This window comes from Geodermatophilus amargosae (genome assembly GCF_900116515.1).
Classification (GTDB): domain Bacteria; phylum Actinomycetota; class Actinomycetes; order Mycobacteriales; family Geodermatophilaceae; genus Geodermatophilus; species Geodermatophilus amargosae.
The window spans coordinates 16795-39686 of record NZ_FPBA01000010.1 but is presented as its reverse complement, the minus strand read 5'-3'; the positions used below and the strand labels follow the sequence as shown (position 1 = coordinate 39686).

18 protein-coding genes are annotated in these 22892 nt (G+C 75.2%); 13 read left to right on the top strand and 5 right to left on the bottom strand.

What is annotated here, in order from left to right; genetic code table 11:
- Positions 1-30: 30 nt before the first annotated feature.
- Positions 31-1167, top strand: coding sequence for a YihY/virulence factor BrkB family protein (locus BM414_RS14385; RefSeq protein ID WP_093580199.1), 1137 nt, complete (start codon positions 31-33; stop codon positions 1165-1167).
- Between the two features lie 12 nt (positions 1168-1179).
- Here the strand turns inward: BM414_RS14385 and gcvT are convergent, their stop codons facing one another.
- A complete protein-coding gene (gene gcvT, locus BM414_RS14380) occupies positions 1180-2289 on the bottom strand; it encodes a glycine cleavage system aminomethyltransferase GcvT (RefSeq protein WP_093580401.1) in 1110 nt (369 codons plus the stop codon).
- An 80-nt stretch (positions 2290-2369) separates the two neighbouring features.
- Between gcvT and BM414_RS14375 the strand changes: the two genes are divergently transcribed.
- The 4 genes from BM414_RS14375 (at position 2370) to BM414_RS14360 (ending at position 8365) form a co-directional block, all read left to right on the top strand.
- Entirely contained in the window at positions 2370-3881 is a 1512-nt protein-coding gene (locus BM414_RS14375) for a leucyl aminopeptidase (RefSeq protein ID WP_093580197.1), read from the top strand.
- 142 nt (positions 3882-4023) lie between these two features.
- Complete coding sequence (gene lpdA / locus BM414_RS14370; RefSeq protein ID WP_217644728.1) at positions 4024-5403, top strand: dihydrolipoyl dehydrogenase; 1380 nt, start codon at positions 4024-4026, stop codon at positions 5401-5403.
- Between the two features lie 54 nt (positions 5404-5457).
- On the top strand, positions 5458-7383 hold the full coding sequence (sucB, locus tag BM414_RS14365) for a 2-oxoglutarate dehydrogenase, E2 component, dihydrolipoamide succinyltransferase (protein ID WP_093580193.1): 1926 nt from the start codon (positions 5458-5460) through the stop codon (positions 7381-7383).
- Between the two features lie 70 nt (positions 7384-7453).
- Complete coding sequence (locus BM414_RS14360) at positions 7454-8365, top strand: TIGR01777 family oxidoreductase (protein WP_093580191.1); 912 nt, start codon at positions 7454-7456, stop codon at positions 8363-8365.
- Positions 8366-8379: 14 nt separating this feature from the next.
- On the opposite strand, the gene BM414_RS14355 is transcribed toward BM414_RS14360, so the two are convergent.
- Positions 8380-10053, bottom strand: coding sequence for a serine/threonine-protein kinase (locus BM414_RS14355; RefSeq protein WP_093580399.1), 1674 nt, complete (start codon positions 10051-10053; stop codon positions 8380-8382).
- Positions 10054-10171: 118 nt separating this feature from the next.
- Between BM414_RS14355 and BM414_RS14350 the strand changes: the two genes are divergently transcribed.
- The 4 genes from BM414_RS14350 to BM414_RS14335 are packed head-to-tail and all read left to right on the top strand — an operon-like array spanning position 10172 to position 13250.
- The gene (locus BM414_RS14350; protein WP_093580189.1) at positions 10172-11443 is read left to right on the top strand and encodes an NAD(P)/FAD-dependent oxidoreductase; all 1272 of its coding nucleotides are present in this window, start codon (positions 10172-10174) and stop codon (positions 11441-11443) included.
- Positions 11443-12177 (top strand): Type 1 glutamine amidotransferase-like domain-containing protein, encoded by a 735-nt coding sequence (locus tag BM414_RS14345; RefSeq protein WP_093580187.1) that lies wholly within the window; start codon positions 11443-11445, stop codon positions 12175-12177. Before BM414_RS14350 ends, BM414_RS14345 begins: the two co-directional genes overlap by 1 nt.
- A gap of 22 nt (positions 12178-12199) precedes the next feature.
- Positions 12200-12859 carry a lipoyl(octanoyl) transferase LipB gene (lipB, locus tag BM414_RS14340; protein ID WP_093580186.1) on the top strand — a complete coding sequence of 220 codons (660 nt, stop codon included), beginning with the start codon at positions 12200-12202 and terminating at the stop codon, positions 12857-12859.
- Positions 12860-12866: 7 nt separating this feature from the next.
- Positions 12867-13250 (top strand): PPOX class F420-dependent oxidoreductase, encoded by a 384-nt coding sequence (locus tag BM414_RS14335; RefSeq protein WP_093580184.1) that lies wholly within the window; start codon positions 12867-12869, stop codon positions 13248-13250.
- A gap of 24 nt (positions 13251-13274) precedes the next feature.
- Here the strand turns inward: BM414_RS14335 and leuS are convergent, their stop codons facing one another.
- Complete coding sequence (gene leuS / locus BM414_RS14330) at positions 13275-16166, bottom strand: leucine--tRNA ligase (protein WP_093580182.1); 2892 nt, start codon at positions 16164-16166, stop codon at positions 13275-13277.
- A 289-nt stretch (positions 16167-16455) separates the two neighbouring features.
- Between leuS and BM414_RS14325 the strand changes: the two genes are divergently transcribed.
- From BM414_RS14325 to BM414_RS14310, 4 genes are all read left to right on the top strand, one after another.
- On the top strand, positions 16456-18654 hold the full coding sequence (locus BM414_RS14325; protein WP_245784727.1) for a putative bifunctional diguanylate cyclase/phosphodiesterase: 2199 nt from the start codon (positions 16456-16458) through the stop codon (positions 18652-18654).
- A 75-nt stretch (positions 18655-18729) separates the two neighbouring features.
- On the top strand, positions 18730-19797 hold the full coding sequence (locus BM414_RS29425) for a hypothetical protein (RefSeq protein WP_093580179.1): 1068 nt from the start codon (positions 18730-18732) through the stop codon (positions 19795-19797).
- 82 nt (positions 19798-19879) lie between these two features.
- Complete coding sequence (lipA, locus tag BM414_RS14315; RefSeq protein ID WP_093580397.1) at positions 19880-20854, top strand: lipoyl synthase; 975 nt, start codon at positions 19880-19882, stop codon at positions 20852-20854.
- A 51-nt stretch (positions 20855-20905) separates the two neighbouring features.
- Positions 20906-21757, top strand: coding sequence for a DUF4191 domain-containing protein (locus tag BM414_RS14310; protein ID WP_093580177.1), 852 nt, complete (start codon positions 20906-20908; stop codon positions 21755-21757).
- 60 nt (positions 21758-21817) lie between these two features.
- On the opposite strand, the gene BM414_RS14305 is transcribed toward BM414_RS14310, so the two are convergent.
- Positions 21818-22315, bottom strand: coding sequence for a GNAT family N-acetyltransferase (locus BM414_RS14305; RefSeq protein WP_093580175.1), 498 nt, complete (start codon positions 22313-22315; stop codon positions 21818-21820).
- On the bottom strand, positions 22312-22734 hold the full coding sequence (locus BM414_RS14300; RefSeq protein ID WP_093580395.1) for an RDD family protein: 423 nt from the start codon (positions 22732-22734) through the stop codon (positions 22312-22314). The genes BM414_RS14305 and BM414_RS14300 overlap by 4 nt, the downstream gene beginning before the upstream one ends.
- Positions 22735-22892 lie beyond the last annotated feature (158 nt).

Sequence of the window (22892 nt, the reverse complement as noted above, 5' to 3'; positions counted from 1 at the left end):
GCGACCGCGACGGGACAGAGGGGGCCGGGCATGGCAGGGACCAGGCAGCGCGACAGCGCCGTCGACCGGATCCGGGAACGGGTCGAGGAGAAGGCCGCCCGGCGGGCCGCCGCCCGGGAGGCGGCCGAGCGGGCCGAGCGCGGGGAGCGGACAGCCGACCCCGGCAGGGTCCCGCCCGGCGGCCCGAGTCACGCGGATCTGCCCGGCGTCCACGCGGAGGCGCCCACACAGATCCCGGCGCGGGGCTGGAAGCAGATCGTCAAGCGCGCGTGGGCCGAGAACAACGCCGACAACATGCCGATCATCGCCGGCGGCGTCGCGTTCTTCGCCTTCCTCGCGATCTTCCCGGCGCTGATCGCGACGATCTCGATCTACGGCCTCGTCGCCTCCCCGGAGACGGTCGAGCGCCAGATCACCGAGCTCTCCGCGCAGCTGCCCGAGAGCGCGGCCAGCCTCATCGGCGACCAGCTGACCTCCATCACACAGAACAGCGGCGGGGCGCTGTCGATCTCGCTGGCGATCTCCGTGCTCGGCGCGCTGTGGTCGGCCTCCGGCGGCACCGGCAACCTCCTCACGGCGGTCAACATCGCCTACGACGAGGTCGAGACCCGCTCGTTCGTCAAGCGGAAGGCGCTGGCCCTCGGGTTGACGCTCGGCGCGATCCTGTTCGTGCTCGTGACCTTCGCCCTGGTCGCGGTCGTGCCGGCGGTGCTCGACATGCTGCCGCTGGGCGTGGTCGGCAGCGTCCTGGCGCAGGTGCTGCGGTGGGTGCTGCTGCTCGGCGTCTTCGCCGGGTCGCTGGCCGTCCTCTACCGGGTCGCCCCCGACCGCGACGCCCCGCAGCTGAAATGGGTGAGCCTGGGCGCGATCTTCGTCACCGTCATCTGGGCGCTGGTCAGCCTCGGTTTCAGTTTCTACGTCAACAACTTCGGGTCCTACGACAAGACCTACGGGACCATCGCCGGCGTCATCGTCCTGATGCTGTGGCTGTACCTGACCTGCTACCTGGTGCTGCTCGGCGCGGAGATCAACTCCGAGTCCGAGCACCAGACGGCCGAGGACACCACCGAGGGGCCTCCGGTCCCGATGGGTGAGCGCAACGCCACCATGGCCGACGAGCTGCCCGACCCGCCGGAGCCGACCAAGGAGTCGCACCCCAAGCAGTAGCAGGACCCTGCCTCAGCGCACGTGCGAGGGCACGAACGGCGGCTCGACCACCTCGACCGGCTGGGGACGGCCCCGGACGTCGACGGCGAGCTCGCCGCCCTCCGCGACACCGGCACCGGTGTCGAGCAGGGCCAGCGCGATGCCGGTGCGCAGGGTCGGCGAGAAGGTGCCGCTGGTGACCTCGCCGACCCGCGCGCCGTTCCCGTCGAGCACGGCCATCCCGGGGCGCGGGATGCCCCGGCCCGGTGCCCGCAGACCCCACAGCAGCCGCGACGGGCCGGCCTGCTTCTCCGCCAGCAGTGCCTCGCGTCCCCAGAACGCGGGCTTGCGCCAGCCGACCGCCCAGCCGCTGCGCGCCTGGTTCGGCGTGATGTGCCGGGACAGCTCGTGACCGTGCAGCGGGTAGCCCATCTCGGTGCGCAGGGTGTCGCGCGCGCCCAACCCGCAGGGCCGGATGCCCTCGGCGGCACCGGCCTCGAGCAGCCGGTCCCACAGCGCACCGGCCTCGTCGGCGGCGACGAGGAGCTCGTAGCCGTGCTCGCCGGTGTAGCCGGTGCGGCAGACGGTGATCTCCCGCCGCTCCCCGCCCGCGAAGGCCATGTAGGCCAGGTCGGCGGCCAGCCCCGCGGCCTCCAGGACGGCGGCCGAGCACGGCCCCTGCACGGCGAGGACGGCCACCTCCTCGTGCCGGTCGGTCACCGTGACCCCCGCCGGCGCCGCGGCGGCCAGCCGGGCGAGGACCTCCGCCGCGTTGGCCGCGTTCGGCACCAGCAGCACGTCGTCGGGACCGTGCAGGTAGACGATCAGGTCGTCGACCACACCGCCGGCGTCGTCCTCGTCGTCAGGGACGCAGCACAGCGTGTACTGCGCCTGGCCGGGACCGATCCGGCCCAGGTCGTTGGTGAGGCAGGCGTCGACCAGGGCCGCGGCCCCGGAGCCGCGCACGGTGCCGGTGCCCAGGTGCGACACGTCGAACAGGCCGGCCGCCTCGCGCACGGCGGCGTGCTCGGCGAGCACCCCGCCGCCGGCGTACTCGATCGGCATCGACCAGCCACCGAAGTCGGCCAGCTTGGCGCCGGCCGCGACGTGGCGGTCGTGCAGGGGCGAGGTCCGCGCGGTCACACGGGGCACCGTAGCGACGGCGGCCCCCGACCCTTCGCCGTCCTCACTACCGTCCGGAACCGGACACCTAGGATCGAGCGGTGCCGCCGACGATCACCGCCACCGACCGCCCGCTCGAGAAGACGCCCGCCGACGCCGTCGTCGTCGGGATCGGGAAGGGTGCCTCCGGCCCGCTGCTCACACCAGGTGCGGAGGCCGTGGACCGGCTGCTCGGCGGCCGGCTGCTCCCCGCGCTGGCCGACCTCGGCGCGCGCGGCGGCCAGGACGAGGTCACCCGGGTGGCCACCCTCGGCCAGGGACCGTTCCCCGTGGTCGCCGCCGTCGGGCTCGGCGCTCCCGAGGCCACCGGCGGGTACTCCCCCGAGACGGTCCGCCGCGCCGCGGGAGCTGCCAGCCGCGCGCTGACCGGCCGGACCTCGGTGGTGACGCTGCTCGCCGCCGTCGGCGGGACGCCGGACGCCGAGCGGCTGCACGCCGTCGGCGAGGGCGCGCTGCTCGGCGCCTACGAGTTCACCGAGTACAAGTCCGACCTGCCGGCGGACCGGCCCGCGCCGCCGCGCGAGTTCACCGTCGTCGTCCCCGACGCCGGTGCGGCCAAGGCGCCGCTGGCGCGGGTCCGTGCCGTCGTCGACGCCGTCACGCTGGTGCGCGACCTGGTCAACACCCCTCCCAACGACCTCCACCCCGCCGAGCTGACCGCCCGCGGGGCGGCCGCCGGCAAGGCGGCCGGCCTGTCGGTCGAGGTGCTCGACGAGGACGACCTCGTGGCCGGCGGCTACGGCGGCATCCTGGCCGTCGGCAGCGGCTCGGCCCGCGGCCCGCGCCTGCTGCGGCTGAGCTACAGCGGCAAGAAGGCGCAGAAGAAGGTCGCCCTCGTCGGCAAGGGCATCACCTTCGACAGCGGCGGCCTGTCGATCAAGCCGGCCGCGAACATGCACCACATGACCAGCGACATGGCCGGCGCCGCCGCCGTGATCGCCACCGCGTGCCTGGTCGCCCGGCTCGGCCTGCCCGTCGAGGTGACCGCCACCGTGCCGATCGCGGAGAACCTGCCCAGCGGCACCGCCTACCGGCCGGCCGACGTGGTGACCTTCCGCAACGGCAAGAAGGCCGAGATCACCAACACCGACGCCGAGGGCCGCGTGGTCCTGGCCGACGCCATCGCCCGGGCGGCCGAGGACTCCCCCGACCTCCTGCTCGAGACCTCGACGCTCACCGGTGCGCAGCTGGTCGCGCTGGGGTCGCGCACCGCCGGCGTCATGGGCAGCGACGACCTGCGCGACGCCGTCGTCGCGGCCAGCCGTCGCAGCGGCGAGCCGATGTGGCCGATGCCCATGCCCGAGGAGCTGCGGCGCGGCATCGACTCCCCCGTCGCTGACTTCGTCAACGCCAACGCCGACCGCATGGGCGGGATGCTCGTCGGGGCGCACTTCCTCGCCGAGTTCGTGCCCGCCGGTCTGCCGTGGGCGCACGTCGACATCGCCGGCCCGAGCTACAACACCGGCGCACCCTGGGGCTACACGCCCAAGGGCGGCACCGGGGTGCCGGTCCGGACTCTGCTGGCGACCATCGAGGACCTGCTCGCCCGCTGACCGCCGTGCGCGGCCGGGACGCCCGGTCGCGCACGGCGCACAGCCGCCCTCGGCTCCCCCTGCTCCGCGGAGTGGCAGGATGGACGAGGACCATCCCCCACCCGTTCGGGTGGGGCAGGCCGAGAGCATCGAGGAGCACGTCGTGAGCGCACCCACCACCCCCGCCGACCTGGTCATCCTCGGTGGTGGCTCGGGTGGCTATGCCGCCGCGCTGCGGGCCGCCGAGCTCGGGTTGTCGGTCGTCCTGATCGAGAAGGACAAGGTCGGCGGCACCTGCCTGCACCGCGGGTGCATCCCGACCAAGGCCCTGCTGCACAGCGGTGAGATCGCCGACCAGGCCCGCGAGGGCGAGCAGTTCGGCGTCAAGACCTCGCTGGCCGGCATCGACATGGACGGCGTCAACGCCTACAAGGACGGCGTCGTCTCGCGGCTGTACAAGGGCCTGCAGGGCCTGATCAAGAGCCGTAAGATCAACTACATCGAGGGCGAGGGCCGGCTGGTCTCCCCCACGACGGTGTCGGTGAACGGCCAGACCTACGAGGGCCGCCACGTCCTGCTGGCCACCGGCTCCTACTCCCGCAGCATCCCGGGCGTCGAGCTCGACGGCGTCCGCGTCATCGACAGCGAGCAGGCGCTGCAGCTCGACCGCGTGCCGACGTCGGCGATCATCCTGGGCGGCGGCGTGATCGGCTGCGAGTTCGCCAGCGCCTGGAAGTCCTTCGGCGTCGACGTCACGATCATCGAGGGCCTCAAGCACCTCGTGCCGCTCGAGGACGAGAGCTCCTCCAAGCTCCTGGAGCGGGCGTTCCGCCGCCGGAAGATCAACTTCGAGCTGGGCAACCTGGTGTCCTCCGTCGAGCACACCGAGAACGGCGTCAAGGTCAGCCTGCAGAACGGCAAGGACTTCGAGGCCGAGATCGTCCTGGTCGCCGTCGGCCGCGGCCCGGTCAGCCAGGGCCTCGGCTACGAGGAGGCCGGGGTCACGATGGACCGCGGCTACGTGCTCGTCGACGAGTACTGCCAGACCAACGTCCCGACCATCTCCGCCGTCGGCGACCTCATCCCCACCCTCCAGCTCGCGCACGTCGGGTTCGGCGAGGGCATCCTCGTCGCCGAGCGCCTGGCCGGTCTCCCCGTCGTCCCGATCGACTACGCCGGCGTCCCCCGGGTCACCTACTCCGAGCCCGAGGTCGCCTCCGTCGGTCTCACCGAGGTCCAGGCCCGCGAGAAGTACGGCGAGGTGGAGACCCTCGTGTACGACCTGGGCGGCAACGGCCGCAGCCAGATCCTCAAGACGCAGGGCGCGGTCAAGCTGATCCGCCAGAAGGACGGCCCGGTCGTCGGCGTGCACATGGTCGGCAGCCGGGTCGGCGAGCTCGTCGCCGAGGCGCAGCTGATCTTCAACTGGGAGGCGCTGCCCGACGAGGTCGCCGCCCTGATCCACCCGCACCCCACGCAGAGCGAGGCGATCGGCGAGGCCCACCTGGCCCTGGCCGGCAAGCCGCTGCACGCCCACAGCTGACCCCGCCCGGTCCGCTCTCCCCCACCCGCGCCGCCACGAAGGAGCCCTGCCCCGATGCCGACCTCCGTCACCATGCCCGCCCTGGGCGAGAGCGTCACCGAGGGCACGGTCACCCGATGGTTGAAGCAGGAGGGTGAGCAGGTCGAGGTCGACGAGCCGCTGCTCGAGGTCTCGACCGACAAGGTCGACACCGAGATCCCCTCGCCCGCCGCGGGCGTGCTCACCAAGATCCTCGTGTCCGAGGACGAGACCGTCGAAGTCGGCGCCGAGCTTGCGGTGATCGGCGGGGACGGCGACGGTGGGGACGCGGGCACGCCCGCGTCGGCCGACGACGCCACCACCCCGCAGACCCCGGTCGACCAGGTGGAGGACGCCGGCCCCGGTCCGTCCGAGGAGCCGACGCCCGCGCCCGCCGCCGAGGCCCCCGCATCCGACGGCCAGAGCGACCAGGGCGGCGACCAGGGCGGCGGTCAGGGTGGCGGCGAGGGGACGCCGGTGACCATGCCGGCGCTCGGCGAGAGCGTCACCGAGGGCACCGTCACCCGCTGGCTCAAGGCGGTCGGCGACGAGGTCACCGCGGACGAGCCGCTGCTCGAGGTCTCGACCGACAAGGTCGACACCGAGATCCCGGCACCGGTGTCGGGGACGCTCCTGTCGATCAGCGTCAACGAGGACGAGACGGTCGAGGTCGGCGCGCAGCTGGCCGTGATCGGCTCCGGCGCGGCCGGTGGCGGGGCTCCCGCTGCGGCCGCTCCGGCGCCCGCCCCGCAGGAGGCCCCCGCTCCCGAGCCGGCGCCCGCTCCGGCTCCGGCGCCGCGCCAGGAGCAGCAGCCCGCGTCGCAGCCGCCGGGCGCCCCGCCGTCGGTGCCCGCCGGCGCCGACTACGGGTCCGGTGAGGCCGAGACCGTCCGGGCGCAGCAGAGCAACCAGCCCTCGCAGCCCTCGCGGGCGGAGGCACCGGCCCAGGCACCGGCCCAGGCGCCGGCACCGGCTCCGGCGCCGAGCGCCTCCCCGGCCGACGGTTCCGGCACCTACGTGACGCCGCTGGTGCGCCGCCTGGCCACCGAGCACGGCGTGGACCTGTCCAGCGTCACCGGCACCGGGGTCGGCGGGCGGATCCGCAAGCAGGACGTCCTCGCCGCCGCCGAGTCCGCCGCTCCGGCTGCCGCTCCGGCTCCGGCCGCCGCTCCCGCCCCCGCGGCCACCGCCGGCCGTCCCACGACGCCGTCCCCGGCGGCCCAGGCCGACACCTCGCTGCGCGGGCGCACGGAGAAGATGTCCCGGCTGCGCGGGGTCATCGCCCGGCGGATGGTCGAGTCCCTGGCGATCAGTGCGCAGCTGACCACCGTGGTCGAGGTCGACGTCACCCGCATCGCCAAGCTGCGCGACCGGGCCAAGCGGGACTTCGAGGCCCGCGAGGGCGTGAAGCTGTCCTTCCTGCCGTTCTTCGCGAAGGCGGCCGTCGAGGCGCTCAAGGCCCACCCGGCCGTGAACTCCTCGGTGGACATGGAGGCAGGCACGGTCGCCTACCACGACGCGGAGAACCTCGGCGTCGCCGTCGACACCGAGCGCGGCCTGCTCGTACCGGTCATCCGCGGCGCCGGCGACCTGAGCATCGGCGGGCTCGCCCGCAAGATCTCCGACCTGGCGGAGCGGACCCGGCTCAACAAGGTCACGCCGGACGAGCTCGGTGGCGGCACCTTCACGCTCACCAACACCGGCAGCCGCGGCGCGCTGTTCGACACGCCGATCATCAACCAGCCGCAGGTGGCGATCCTGGGCACCGGCACCGTGGTCAAGCGGCCGGTCGTCGTCCAGGACCCCGACCTCGGCGAGGTCATCGCGGTGCGGTCGATGATCTACCTGGCCCTCACCTACGACCACCGGATCGTCGACGGCGCCGACGCCGCGCGCTTCCTCGGCACCGTGAAGGAGCGGCTCGAGGCCGGGCAGTTCGAGGGCGAGCTCGGGCTGGGCTGACGTCCCCCGGTCGGGCCCCGGCGCGTGCGCCGGGGCCCGACGTCGTAGTGGGCAGGGGACGAGGAGGGTCATGAAGATCGCGGTCACGGGGGCCTCCGGCCTCATCGGGTCGACGCTGGTCCCGGCACTGCGCGCCGACGGGCACGAGGTGGTCCGGCTGGTGCGCCGCACGCCGCGCACGGCCGACGAGGACCGCTGGGACCCGCAGCACCGGCGGATCGACCCGACGCTGCTGCTCGACGTCGACGCGGTGGTGAACCTCGCCGGCACGCCGATCCGGCCGCGGCCCTTCACGGAGGGCTACCGGCGGGACCTGCTGACCAGCCGGCTCGACAGCACCACGACCATCAGCGAGGCCCTGGCCGCCGCGGCCGCGGTCGACCCCAGGCGCCGGCGGGTGCTGGTCTCGGCATCGGCGGTCGGCTACTACGGCGACACCGGCGACCGGGTCGTGGAGGAGGACGCCCCGCCCGGGGAGGACTTCCTCGCCCGGGTCTGCGTGCAGTGGGAGGAGGCCACCCGGCCCGCCTCCGACGCCGGGGTCCGGGTGGTCACCGTGCGGACCGGCCTGGTCATCGGGCGGGGCGCCATGCTGGTGCAGATCCTCGGCACGATCTTCCGGTTCGGCCTCGGCGGCCGCATGGGGTCGGGCCGGCAGTTCTGGCCCTGGGTGAGCCTGGCCGACGAGATCAGCGCCCTGCAGTTCCTGCTGACCGCCGACGACGTGTCCGGCCCGGTGAACCTCACCGGCCCCGAGCCGGTGCGCAACAGCGAGTTCGTGCGCGAGCTCGCCCGCGCCGTCCGGCGGCCGGCGGTGCTGCCGGTGCCCGCTCCGGCCATCCGGCTGGCCCTCGGCGAGTTCGGGCGCTCCAGCGTCCTGGCCGGGCAGCGGGCCGTGCCCGCGCGGCTGCAGGCCGCCGGCTACGAGTTCCGTCACGGGGACCTGCCCTCCGCCCTGCGGGAAGCGCTGGGCCGCCGCTGACGGCACCGCGGGTCTCACGCCAGCCGTCCCGCGGTCCCGATCCGCCAGCCTCCGGGCCCGGGCACCAGCACCATCGCCACCGCGACCTCTCCTCGGCCGGGCTCGGTGCGCAGCGGCGTGCCGTCCGGAGCCGCCGCGGACACGACCGCGCACTCCGGCCGGCTGTCGACCAGCTGCACCTGCACCGTCCCGTCGCCGGCCGGACCGGCGGCCACCGACACTGCCGACACCGACGGGGCGAAGCCGCGCAGCACCTCACCGGCCGCGGTGAGCGCCTGCAGGTAGGCGCGGTCGGCGACCAGCAGTGGGCTGTCGGCCGTGTAGACCTCCCCGAGCAGCGCCACGTCACCCGTGGTGAAGGCCCGGGCCCGGCGCGCGTAGAGCTCCGTGAGGACGGCGGTCCAGTCGACGGCATCGGCCTCGGCCGGTGGCGCGGGAGCCGGGGTCGGCGCCGGGCCCGGGGCCGAGGTGGGGGTCGGGGCCGGTGTCGGGGTCGGGGCAGTCGGTGCGGGGGGCGTCAGGGCCTCGGTCGCAGCGGCGCTGCCCGTCGCCGCGGGGACCGCTCCTCCACCCGGCCCCGACCGCGTCAGCGCCAGCCCGAGTGCGATCGCGCCGAGCACCAGGGCCGCGACGGCGATCCCGGCGGCGGCCCGCCGCGCCAGGAACCCGGCCCACGCCCAGGACCGGCCGGACCGGACGTGCACCTCCGGTGGCGCCTCGCGGCGGTGCCGTGCGGGCACCTGGTGGGTGAGCTCGGTCCGGTGCCCACGGCCGGTCCCGGCGAGTTCGGCATCCGGGATCCCCGGGGTGGGCAGCCGCACGGGTTCCGGCCGGCAGGCGTGCCGCAGGTCCAGCGCGAACGCCGCGGCCGACCCCCGGGCGTGCGGATCGGCCGCCAGGCCGCGGGCGACCACGTCGAGCAGCGCCGGTGGCGCGCCGGGCGCGAGCCCGGCGAGGTCGGGCAGCTCCCCGGTGGCGGCGACGGCGAGGGTGTCGGCGGGCGAGGCGGCGTTCCACGGCGGGACGCCGGTGAGCGCGTGGAAGGCGGCCGCGGCGACGCCGAAGACGTCGGAGGCCGGCCCCGGCGCACCGCCGCGCGCGACGGCGGGGTCGACGTAGGCGGGCGTCACCTCGCCGTCGGCGTCCTCCCCCAGCACCCGGGCGACGCCGAGGTCGGTGAGCACCGGGCGCCCCTCGGCGGTGAAGACGACGTTGCCCGGGGACAGGTCGCCGTGGACGACGCCCTGCTCGTGCGCGCACGCCAGCGCCGCGGCCACCGGGGCCAGCGCGGTCACCACCTCGCCGGGACGCAGCCGCCCACGCCGGGCCAGCAACGCGGCCAGGCTGCCGCCCTCGAGCAGGTCGAGCACCAGGGCGACCCGGGCCGGACCGCCACGCCGCGGCTGGTGGACCACCTCGTGCAGCCGGACCAGGTGCGGGTGGTCGAGGGCGCCGAGGAGCGCCGCCTCGCGCGCCTGGCGTTCGCCGTCGCCGGCGACGAGCAACTTGACGGCCACCGGCGCGCCGCCGTCCCGCGGGCGGGCCCGCCAGACCTCCCCGGACCCGCCGCGGCCGAGCAGCCGCTCGAGCCGGTAGCCGGGCACGACGGGCGGCACCGGCGCGGCACCTGCACCGGCACCGGGCGGGGCGTCTGCGGGCGCGTCGTTGGGCTCGGGAGAGGCGGGCACGGCGGGGACCGTATGCCGCCGGGCGCCGCTGGCGTGCCGTCCGTCCACAGGCGCGGGAGGCGTCCACAGGCGCGGTCCCGGACGGGTGCGCCCGCCCGGCTGCGCCTAGGTTCGGAGCATGCCGCTCCCCGCCCGTGCCGAGGTCGTCGTCGTGGGCGCGGGGCTGGCCGGGCTCTCGGTGGCGACCCGGCTGGCAGCCGCCGGCTGCGACGTGCACGTCCTGGAGGCCTCCACGCACGCGGGTGGCCGGCTGGCCACCGAGCAGGTCGACGGCTTCGTGGTCGACCGGGGCTTCCAGGTGTTCAACACCGGCTACCCCCGCGCCGCCGACCTCGACCTGCCCGCCCTCGACCTCGGGTTCTTCACGCCGGGAGCCGTGGTGCGGGTCGGGGACCGGGCGCACCGGGTGGCCGACCCCCGCCGCCGGCCGTCGGCGCTGGTGGACACCCTGCGCGCGCCGCTCGGCTCCCTGCCGCACAAGGTGGCCATCGCCGCCTTCTCCGCGCGGGCCGGGTACTGGCCGGTCTCCCGCCTGCTCGCCGCCCGCGAGACCTCGGCCGCCGCCCACCTGGAGCAGGCGGGGGTCGGGGAGGTGGCGCTCGAGCGCTTCTTCGGCCCGTTCCTCGCCGGGGTGCTCCTCGAGGACCGGCTCGAGACCTCCAGCCGCTACCTCGACCTGCTCTGGCGCAGCTTCGCCCGCGGCGGGACGGCCCTGCCGGCGCGGGGCATCCAGGCGATCGGCGAGCAGCTGGCCGCCCGGGTCGGCGAGGGCCGCGTCCACCACCGCGTGCGCGTCACCGCCGTCTCCGGGACCTCGGTCGACAGCGGCACCGGCCGGGTGCGCGCGGACGCCGTCGTCGTGGCCACCGACCCGGGCACCGCCGCCGACCTCGTCCCGGCCGTCGAGGCCGCCGCTCCCCGGCAGGTGACGACGCACTACCACGTGCTGCCGGCCTCGCCCTGGACCGAGCCGCTCATCGTGCTCGGGACGCCCGAGGGCCGCCTGGTCAACAGCGTCGTGCTCAGCGACGCGCAGCCCGCCTACTCCCCCGACGGACGCGCCCTGCTGGCCAGCAACACCCTCGCCCCGACGCGGGAGGCCGAGGTGCGCGAGGAGGTGGCCCGGCTGCACGACGTCGCCACGGGCGACCTCGAGCACCTGACCACGGTGACGGTGACCGGCGCGCAGCCGGCCGCGCTCCCCCCGCTGCGGCACCGCCGTGCGGTGGACCTCGGCGGCGGCCTCTACGTCTGCGGCGACCACCGGGACACCCCGTCGATCCAGGGGGCCATGGCCAGCGGCCGGCGCACCGCCGCGGCCGTGCTGCGCGCGCTGCGGTCCACTCCGGCGCCCGGCGGCCGGGCGGCCGCCGGGCCGGGAGCCGCCTGATGCCCGCGGCGTCGCCGACCATCCTGGCCACCAGCATCGGCTTCGACTCCCGCGGCCGCGGTCCCCACGACTGGGCGCCGGGCCCGGTGTTCGACCTGGCCGTCGAGCTGGCCGGGGCGCCGGAGCGGCCGCGGCTGTGCCACCTCGGTACCGCGACCGGTGACGACCCGGTCCGCATCGCCGGCGTCTACGGCGCGTTCGCCGGCAGCCGGGTGCAGGTCAGCCACCTGAGCCTGTTCCCGATGCCGACCGTCCCCGACGTGCGGGCCCACCTGCTCGCGCAGGACGTCGTCTGGGTCGGCGGCGGGAGCGTCGCCAACCTGCTGGCCGTCTGGCGCGTGCACGGCCTGGACGAGGTGCTCGCCGAGTGCTGGCGCGCCGGGGTGGTGCTCGGCGGGGTGTCCGCGGGGTCGCTGTGCTGGCACGTCGGCGGCACCACCGACTCCTTCGGCCCCGACCTGCGGCCGGTGACCAACGGCCTGGGGCTGATCCCGACGTCGAACGGCGTGCACTACGACTCCGAGCGGGAGCGGCGGCCGCTGTACCACCGGCTGGTCGCCGACGGCACGCTCCCGGCAGGGCACGCCACCGACGACGGCGTGGGCCTCCTCTACCGCGGCACCGCGCTGGTCGAGGCCGTCGCCGACCGGCCGGGCGCGGCCGCCTACCGGGTCGAACGCGGCCCCGACGGCACCGCCGTCGAGACCCGCATCGAGCCGCGGCGGCTCCGCTGAGGACCGGCCTAGGCTGGGCACCGTGACCGAGTTGCGCGTCGTCCGGGCCGGCACCGTCCCCTACGAGGAGGCGTGGGCGCGCCAGCGCGAGGTCCACGCCGCCCGGGTCGCCGGAGAGGGGCCGGACACGCTGCTGCTGCTCGAGCACCCGTCGGTCTACACCGCCGGCCGGCGCACCGAGCCGCACGAGCGCCCGTTCGACGGCACGCCGGTCGTCGACGTCGACCGCGGCGGCAAGATCACCTGGCACGGTCCCGGCCAGCTGGTCGGCTACCCGATCATCGCGCTGCCCGACCCGGTCGACGTCGTGGCGCACGTGCGCCGGCTCGAGGACGCGCTCATGCAGGTCTGCGGCTCCCTCGGTGTCGAGACGCAGCGCGTCGACGGCCGCAGCGGCGTCTGGCTGCCCGCCGACGCTCCCGGACCGGACAGCCGGTCCCGGCTAGAACGCAAGATCGCCGCGATCGGCGTGCGGGTCGCCCGCGGAGTGACCATGCACGGCTTCGCGCTCAACTGCGACCCCGACCTGGGCGCGTTCGGCGCGATCGTCCCGTGCGGCATCGCCGACGCCGGCGTCACCTCGCTCTCCGCCGAGCTGGGCCGCGACGTCCCCGTCGCCGAGGTGATCGACGCGGTCGAGGCCGCGATGCGGCGGGTCCTCACGATGGCGCCGGCCGTCTGACCGGTCGGTGGCCGACCTCCCGCGCAGCACCTACGTCAGCCTGACCACCTTCCGCCGCACCGGGCAGCCGGTGCCCACGCCGGTGTGGGCCGCGCCCGACGGCGAGGACCTGGTGGTGTGGACCCGAGCGGACTCCGACAAGGTCAAGCGGCTGCGGCACACCGCCCGGGTCACCGTGGCGCCGTGCGACATGCGGGGCCGGGTGCGCGGTCCCGCCGTCGAGGCGACCGCCGACTTCGTCGACCACGCCGACTGGCCGCAGGCGCTCGCCGCGCTCCGCCGGACCTACGGCTTCCGCTTCCAGGCCGAGTACGTCACCTCGCGGCTGTGGACCCGGTTCACGAAGCCGGGCACCGAGCGCCACGAGCTCCTGCGCATAAGCCCCTCCTGACCCCCGGGTCGGGAGGGGGGTGCCTCACGAGACGACGAAGTTGACCAGCCGGCCGGGCACCGCGATGACGCGCCGCACGGTCTTGCCGGCCAGCTGCGCGGCGACCTTGTCCTCGTCGCGCGCCGCCGCCTCGAGGGCGTCGGCGTCGGCGTCGGCCGGCACGGTGACCTGCGCGCGCACCTTGCCGTTGACCTGCACGGCGACCTGCACGGTGTCCTCGACCAGCCAGCGCTCGTCGGCCACCGGGAACGGCGCCCACGCCACCGACTCGCCGTGCCCCAGCCGCGCCCACAGCTCCTCGGCCAGGTGCGGGGCCAGCGGCGCCACCAGCAGCACCAGCGGCTCGGCCACCGACCGCGGGACGGGGACGTCGGCACCGTGGGCAGCGGTCAGCACGTTGGTCAGCTCGGCGATCCGGGCGATCGCGACGTTGAACCGCAGCGTCGTCATGCCGTCGCGCACGCCGGCGATCGCCTTGTGCAGCGCCCGCAGCACGTCCTCGCCCGGGGCCTCGTCGGAGACCCGGACCGCGCCGGTCCCCTCGTCGACGACGACCCGCCAGATCCGCTGCAGCAGCCGCTGCGAGCCGACCACGGCCTTGGTGTCCCACGGCCGCGACTGCTCCAGCGGACCGGTCGACATCTCGTAGACGCGGAACGTGTCGGCCCCGTAGGCGCCGATCATCTCGTCGGGCGTGACCATGTTCTTCAGGGACTTGCCGATCTTCCCGTACTCCCGGTTGACCGGCTTGCCCTCGAACAGGAACTGCCCGCCCTCCTCCACCACCTCGGCGGCGGGCACGTAGAAGCCGCGCTCGTCGGTGTAGGCGTAGGCCGAGATGTACCCCTGGTTCACCAGCCGCCGGAACGGCTCCTCGCTGGACACGTAGCCCAGGTCGTGCAGCACCTTGTGCCAGAAGCGCGCGTAGAGCAGGTGCAGGACGGCGTGCTCCATGCCGCCGACGTAGAGGTCCACGCCGCCGACGTCGCCCGAAGTGCGCGGCCCCAGCCAGTAGCGCTCCAGCTCCGGGTCGACCATCTGCGCGTCGTCGCCCGGGTCCAGGTAGCGCAGGTAGTACCAGCACGAGCCGGCCCAGTTGGGCATCGTGTTGGTCTCGCGGCGGTAGGGCTTGGGCCCGTCGCCCAGGTCGAGCTCGACGGTCGTCCACTCGCTCACCCGCGACAGCGGCGGCTCGGGCACGGACGTGGCGTCGTCGTCGGCGAAGGTCTTCGGCGAGTAGTCGTCGACGTCGGGCAGCAGCACCGGCAGCAGCGACTCGGGCACCGCACGCGGCAGGCCGTCGGCGTCGTAGACGACCGGGAACGGCTCGCCCCAGTAGCGCTGACGGCTGAACAGCCAGTCGCGCAGCTTGTAGGTGGTCGTTGCCTCGCCGTGCCCGGAGGCGACCAGCCAGTCGGTCATCGCCGCGATGGCATCGGCCTTGTCGGTCAGCCCGTCCAGCGACACCTGCTCGTTCGACGAGTTGATCATTGGGCCGCTGCCGGTGTACGCGCCGCCGTCGAAGTCGGCCGGCGGCTGCACCGTGCGCACCACCGGCAGGCCGAACGCCTGCGCGAACTCCCAGTCGCGGGTGTCCTCGCCGGGGACGGCCATGATCGCGCCGGTGCCGTAGCCGGTCAGGACGTAGTCGGCGATGAACACCGGCAGCTCCCGGCCGGTGACCGGGTTGACGGCGGTCGCGCCCAGCCAGACGCCGGTCTTCTCCCGGCTCTCGTTCTGCCGGTCGAGCTCCGAGCGCCGCGACGCCTGCCGCTGGTAGGCCTCGACCGCCTCGCGCGGGGTCGCCGCGCCGGCGGTCCACCGCGGGTCGGTGCCGTCGGGCCACGCGTCCGCGGTCAGCTCCGCCACCATCGGGTGCTCGGGCGCCAGCACCATGTACGTGGCGCCGAACAGCGTGTCGGGGCGGGTGGTGAAGACCTCGATCGCCGAGTCGCCGGCCGCGAAGCGGATCCGGGCACCGGTCGAGCGGCCGATCCAGTTGCGCTGCATCTGCTTGACCGAGTCCGACCAGTCCAGCCGGTCGAGGTCGGCCAGCAGCCGCTCGGCGTAGGCGGTGATCCGCATCATCCACTGGGTCAGCGGGCGCCGGAACACCGGGAAGTTGCCGCGCTCGGAGCGCCCGTCGGGGGTGACCTCCTCGTTGGAGAGCACCGTGCCCAGGCCCGGGCACCAGTTGACCGGCGCCTCGTGCAGGTAGGCCAGCCGGTGGGCGTCGACGACCTTCCGCTTGTCGACGTCGGACAGCTCCGCCCACGGCCGCCCCGACGGGTCGGTGCCGGGCGCGGGCTCGCGCGTGCCGGCGTCCAGCTCGGCCACCAGCTCCTCGACCGGGCGGGCCCGCCCGGCCTCCTCGTCGAACCAGGAGCCGAAGATCTTCAGGAAGATCCACTGGGTCCACCGGTAGTAGCCCGGGTCGATCGTGGCGAAGGTGCGGCGCTCGTCGTGGTCGACGCCGAGGCGGCGCAGCTGCGCCCGGATCGCCGCGATGTTGGCCTCGGTGGTGACCCGCGGGTGCTGCCCGGTCTGGACGGCGTACTGCTCGGCGGGCAGGCCGAAGGCGTCGTAGCCCATCGGGTGCAGCACGTTGTCGCCGTCCATGCGGCGGAACCGGCTGGTGACGTCGGTGCCCAGGTAGCCCAGCGGGTGCCCCACGTGCAGGCCCGCGCCCGAGGGGTACGGGAACATGTCCATGAGGAAGGTCTTGGGCCGGTCGGCGACCCGGTCGAAGCCCGCCGAGAGCCGGCCCACCGGGTTCGGTGTGTGGAAGGTCCCCTCCCGCTCCCACCGGTCCTGCCACTCGAGCTCGATGCGCTGGGCGAGGGCCGGGGTGTAGCGGTGCGGGGGGACGCCCTCCTCGGCCGGCTCGGTGGTGGGCTGGCTGGCCGTCTGGCTCATCGCGGTGCTCCCGGGGTCATCCGTCGGCGGACATGAAAAGACCCCTCACGCAGGAGGGGTCGCCGTGCTGCCTGAGAGATCAGGTCAGCACGGCCGGAGAAGCAGCTGCCCGCCGGTCACACCGCGAGTCTAGCGCCCGGCGGCTCACCCGGACGGGTCGTCGCGGGGCTCCGGACTGCACTCCGGGGCCGCATCTGCCGTTGTCGCAAGCGTGCGACGCGGTCCGCAGTCCCCCCGGCCTCCGGGGACCGATCCCCGTGACCTCCTCCTGGGGGTCGCGGTGCTCGCCGTGGCCGCCTTCGCCACCGGCGTCGGCCCGCGCCCGGCCGGCGCGGCCTGGGACGTCCTGTACGACGTCGTCCTCTACCACGTGGCCTGGCTGGCGGCCGGCACCGCGTGCTGGCTGACCGCCCGCCGGGCGCCCCGCGAGGCCCTGGCCTGGCGGGCGCTGGCGACCACGCTGGTCGCAGGTGCCGCGGGCAACGTCGCCCGGATCATCGAGACCGGCCAGGCCGGCACCACCCCGGCGCCGGTGGCCGACACCTGCGTGGCCGTCGCCTACGCGAGCCTCTACGTCGCGCTGTTCGTCCTCATCCGCGCCCGCGTCCCCCGCTTCCTGCCCAGCATGTGGCTCGACGGCGTCGTCGGTGTCCTCGGGACCACCGCGGTCGGCACCGGCTTCCTGCTCGGCCCCTACCTCACCGCCGGCGGCCACGTGTCGGTCGCCCAGCTCGCCTGGCCCGGCGCCGACGTCCTGCTGCTCTCGCTGCTCGTCGGGGTCAGCGCCATCCTCGGCGTGCACCTCGACCGCACCCTGCTGTGCGTCGGCGGTGCGGTCGCGCTGTTCTGCGTCGCCGACGCCACCCTGTTCGTGCTGAGCGCCGAGGGCCGCTACGCCGACGGCGGGCCGCTGGAGCTGTTGTGGCAGGCCGGCATCCTGCTCGCCGCCCTCGCCGCGCGGAGCACGACCGGCGACCCGCAGCCCCGCGACGGCCAGGAGGGCGTCCGCATCACCTGGCGGCTGGTCGCGCTGCCGCTGGCCGGCACGCTGGCCGCCCTCGCCGTCCTCGCCGCCGGCTACGGCGACGACCTCCCCGACTCCGCCGGGTGGCTGGCAGTCGGCTGCGTCCTGGCCGCGCTCACCCGCACCGCGGTCACCTTCCGCGAGGTCCGCTTCTTCGCGGTCGTCCGGCAGGAGGCGCGCACCGACGAGCTCACCGGGCTGCCCAACCGGCGTGCGCTGCTCGAGCGGGCCCGGGTCGTCGTCGCCGGGGCGACCACCGGCTCCCCGGCGGCGCTGCTGCTGCTCGACCTCGACGGCTTCAAGGAGGTCAACGACAGCCTGGGGCACGGCGCCGGCGACCAGCTGCTGTGCCAGGTCGGCCCGCGGCTGGAACCGGCGCTGCGCCCGGGTGAGGTGCTCGCCCGGCTCGGCGGCGACGAGTTCGCCGTCCTGCTGCCCGACGTCGACCTCGACGCCGCCGCCGAGCGCGCCGGCATCGTGCACGACCTGCTGCGGCAGCCCTTCGAGGTCGACGGCATCCGGTTGCACGTCGGTGTGAGCATCGGCGTCTCGACCGCGCCGGTGCCCGCGGACGACGTCCAGGAGCTGCTGCGCTGCGCTGACGTCGCCATGTACGCCGCCAAGACCGAGCGCACCGGCGTGCACGTCTACGTCCCGGACCCGAACAGCGGCTCGGGCGAGCGGCTGCGCACGATGGAGGAGCTGCGCACCGCCCTCGTCGCGGACCAGCTCGACGTCCACCTGCAGCCGCAGGTCGCCATGGACGACGGCCGCGTCGTCGGCGTCGAGGCGCTGCTGCGCTGGCACCACCCCGAGCGAGGGCTGCTCTCCCCTGGGCACGTCCTGCCCGCCGCCGAGCAGGCCGGCCTGATGCGCCCGCTCACCGACACCGTGCTCGAGCGCTCGCTCGACGCGGTGGCGCAGTGGTGGGACGAGCACCGGGTGCCGGTGTCGGTGAACCTGTCCGCGGCCAACGTCGCCGACATCGACCTGCCCGGCAAGGTCGCCGCGAAGCTGGCCCGGCGCGGGCTGCCGGCCGCCGCGCTCACCCTGGAGCTGGTCGAGGACACCCTCATGGCCGATCCCGAGCGCGGCCGCTCCGTGCTCGGCGAGCTGCGCCGCCTCGGCGTGCGCACCTCCATCGACGACTACGGCACCGGCTACAGCTCGTTGGCCTACCTGCGCCGGCTGCCCGCCGACGAGCTCAAGCTCGACCGCAGCCTCACCGCCGACGTCGACACCGACGAGCGGGCCGCGGCGATCGTCCGGCACACGGTCGCGCTCGCCCACGACCTGGGCCTGAGCCTGGTCGCCGAGGGCGTCGAGGACGTCGCCACCGCCCGGCGGCTCGCGGCGCTGGGCTGCGACGTCGCGCAGGGCTACGCCGTCGCCCGGCCGATGCCCGTCGAGGACCTCCTGCGCTGGCTGGCGGGCGAGCGCAGCGGGCTGCTCCGCTCCGTCTGAGCGCCTGCCCGGGGGTGTGCCGGCCAGCGGCAGCGGGCAGGATGGCCGGAGTCGATCAACCCGGAGGTGCTTCACGTGTTCCGCACACAGTCCCGCGGCCAGGTCATCCAGGCCGAGCTCCAGGAGGGGCTGAGCCACCTCGGCGCCGCCGTCACCGAGGCGGGCCGCGCCGCCGCGGAGCAGCTCGGCCCCCGGCTGGACGCCGCGTTCGAGGCGGCCGGACCGGTGCTCGACGCCGCCCGCGTGGCGGTCGCCCCCAAGGTCGCCGCCGCGGTCGCCGTGGCCGCGCCCGCCGTCGCCTCCGCCCGTGAGGCCCTCACGCCCCGCGTGGACGCCGCCCGCGACGCGACGAGCCCCGTCCTCGAGGCCGCCCGCGAGCGGGTCGACGCCGCCGTCATCGCGCTGACGCCGCGCGTCGTCGCGGCCCGCGAGGCCGCCGGTCCCACCGTCACCACGGCCCTGACCGCCGCCGGTGCCGCCGCCGCCAGGGCCGCCGCCGACCTCGCGCCGCGCGTCGAGGCCGCCTCGGCCGCCAGCCGCAAGCTGGCCGCCGACGTCGCGCCGCGCGTGGCCGCCGCGAGGGACACCGTGGTCCCCGCGCTGGACAACGCGCGCGGGACCCTGGTGGCCGGCATCAGCACCGCGCTCGGTGAGCTGGAGAGCCGCCGCGCCGAACTGGTGTCGGGGACCACGAAGGCGGGCAAGAAGGCCAAGCGGAGGACCGCGAGCAAGGCCGCGAAGGCGAAGCGGAAGGTGGCTGTCGAGCAGGGGTCACGGCGCTGGCCGTGGCTGCTGGCCATGGTCGCGGCGGTCGCCGCTGCGACGGTGCTCACGCGTCGCAAGAAGGCGGACCCGTGGACGCCGGCCCCGGCCGGTGACGGGCCCGTGCCGAGCTACCGAGAGGACCCCGTGCCCAGCTCCCCGAGCAACGACGATTCCGGCAAGACCGTCTCCGACGCGATGTTCGTGGCCGGTGACTCGGCGCCCGCCGAGTCCGACATGGGCATCCGTGATGCCCAGCTCGTCGCCGGTGACGACGACGCCGGCGCCACCGACCCCACCCAGACCGCTCCCGAGCCGTTCACCGCGGGCGGCGGGTCCGACGAGGGCCCGACCGCAGGTCCGGCGGCCGGCCAGGCCTGAGCCGACCCGGCACTCCCCAGACCGCCCCCGCCGCCCCTCGAGGCAGCGGGGGCGGTCTGCGTCCGGGGGTACCGTGGGGATCATGAGCGAGACGGTGACGACCAGTACCTCCGACCCGTCCCAGATCGGCCCCTCGGGCCGCAAGCTGCTCCGTCTCGAGGTCCGCAACGCCCAGGTCCCGATCGAGCGCAAGCCCGAGTGGATCAAGACCCGGCTCAAGACGGGGCCGGAGTACACCGAGCTCAAGTCGCTGGTCCGCCGCGAGGGTCTGCACACCGTCTGCGAAGAGGCCGGCTGCCCCAACATCTACGAGTGCTGGGAGGACCGGGAGGCCACCTTCCTCATCGGTGGCGACCAGTGCACCCGGCGCTGCGACTTCTGCCAGATCGACACCGGCAAGCCCGCCGACTTCGACGCCGACGAGCCCCGCCGCGTGGCCGAGAGCGTCGCAACGATGCAGCTGCGCTACGCGACCGTCACCGGCGTCGCCCGCGACGACCTGCCCGACGGCGGTGCGTGGCTCTACGCCGAGACGGTCCGCCAGATCCACGCCGCCGTCCCCGGCTGTGGCGTCGAGCTGCTGATCCCCGACTTCAACGCCGACCCGGCCCAGCTCGCCGAGGTCTTCTCCTCCCGGCCCGAGGTCCTCGCGCACAACGTCGAGACGGTGCCGCGGATCTTCAAGCGCATCCGGCCCGGTTTCCGCTTCGAGCGGTCCCTGTCGGTCATCACCGCCGCCCGCGAGGCCGGGCTGGTCACCAAGTCCAACCTCATCCTCGGGATGGGCGAGGAGCCCGGTGAGGTCGTCGAGACCATGCGGGCGCTGCACGACGCCGGCTGCGACCTGCTGACGATCACCCAGTACCTGCGGCCCTCGCCGCGGCACCACCCCGTCGTCCGCTGGGTCAAGCCCGAGGAGTTCGTCGGCTTCCAGCAGCAGGCGGAGGAGATCGGCTTCCCGGGTGTGCTCGCCGGGCCGCTGGTGCGCAGCTCCTACCGGGCCGGGCGGCTCTACCAGCAGGCCGTCGAGGCCCGCGGCCTCACCACTCGGGGCTGACCGGCCCGCCGGCTCCCCGGGACCGTCGCGCCGCGCCCCTATCCTGGGGGCATGGCACGCAGCAAGCCCACAGACTCCCCCGCTCCCTCCGGCAACGCCGGGCGGGGCCCCGCCGCGGGACGCGGCCGGTCCTCGGGGGCTGCAGCCGGCGCCACCGCGGTCAGCAAGATCAAGGCCGGCAAGTCGGCGAAGGTCGGCAAGGACGGCCAGCCGAAGGTCGGCCGGCTGAAGAAGGTCGGCAACCAGGTCCGCCTGATCAAGCAGGCGTACACGCTCACCCAGAAGAACGACCCCAGGCTGCCCTGGCTCATGCTCATCGCCTTCGTGGTGGTGGCCGGCCTGATCGAGCTCCTGGCGATCCTCTTCGGTGCGCCGTTCCTGTTCATCCCGATCGCGGTCGTCCTGGGCCTGATGGCCGCGATGATCGTGTTCGGCCGCCGCGCGCAGGGCTCGGCCTACCGCCAGGTCGAGGGCCAGCCCGGCGCCGCCGCCTGGGTGCTCGAGGGCATGCGCGGTGACTGGCGGGTGTCGGCCGGCGTCGCCGGGACCGCGCAGCTGGACTCGGTGCACCGGGTCCTGGGCCGCCCCGGCGTCGTCCTGGTCGCCGAGGGCTCGCCGGCCCGCGTGCGCGGCCTGCTCGCGCAGGAGAAGAAGCGGATCGCCCGCGTCGTCGGTGACACCCCGATCTACGACATCGTCGTCGGCGAGGAGGAGGGACAGGTGCCCCTGCGCAAGCTCAGCACCCACGTGATGAAGCTGCCGCGCAACCTCTCCGCCGGTGAGGTCAACACCCTCGGCCGGCGCCTGGCCGCCCTCGGCGGACCGCGTCCCCCGGTCCCCGGTGGCCCGCTGCCCGGCGGCCGGCAGATGTCGGTAAGCCAGCGACAGGTCCGCCGCCGCTGAGAGAGGACCCCCCTGTCCCTGCCGCTCGCGAACTCGCGGCAGGCCCCTGCAGGGGGGCCGTCACAGGCGGCTGAAGGGCACGGCGTAGCGGAAGGTGCCGCGCGGCGTGGGGTCGGCGAGCGCCCGCGCCTGGAAGTGCACGCCCCAGGTGGGGTCGGGCGGGTCGACCCCCAGCTCGGTCGAGACGACGAAGCCGAACCGCCGGTAGTACGCCGGGTCCCCGAGCAGTGCGACCAGGCGCTCCCCCGCGGCCTCGGCGACGGCGAGCAACGCGTGCACCAGCACCGTCCCGACGCCCCTCCCCTGCTGGGTCGGCAGGACGCCGACCGGGCCCAGCCCGAGCGCCGCGGCGCCGACGGGCTCGAGCCACCCGCGGGTGGCTACGACGGAGCCGACGACGTCCCCGCCGTCGACGGCGACCAGCGCCAGGTGCGGCAGGAAACCGGTGTCCTCCCGCAGCTCCGCGAGCAGGCGGGCCTCGACGTCCGTGGGGAACGCCGCGCGGTGCACGGCGTCGACGCCGCGGGAGTCGGCCGGCCGCTCGCGCCGGACGATCACCGGTCGAGGACGACGGCGGTGTCGGTGATGCGGTCGTGCAGACCGCGGCCGTCGGCGTCGACGACCAGCGCCGGCACCAGCAGCATGAGCAGCCCCGTGCGGACGACGGCGCGCCAGGGCGCCAGCCGGGCCGCCGGGTGCGGGTGCGCCATCCGCAGCCCGAACACCTTCATGCCCGGCGTCTGCCCCATCGCCACGAGGAACAGGACGTAGACCACGGCGAAGGACAGCAGGCTCCAGTTGCCCGGCAGGTCCGGCGCGGTGAAGAAGCCCGCGACGACGGCGGAGAGGAAGGCGTCGACCAGGAAGGCGAGCACCCGCGTGCCGAAGGGCGCCAGCGAGCCGGGGCCGCTCCCGGGCAGGCCCAGCGAAGCGCCCCGCCGTCGCTCCTGAGAGGGTGGCTGCGCGTCCCCGACCATGTCCACCAGCGTAGGACCCGCCCGCCGCGGACCCGTACGACCAGCGACGACGCCGCCCGGCCCGACACGCCGGAGCCGTTGTTACCGCCCCGAAACAGACGGGACACCCCGGGGCAACCCCCCGGCCATAGGTTCGTCTGTGGCTGTCCGCCCACTCC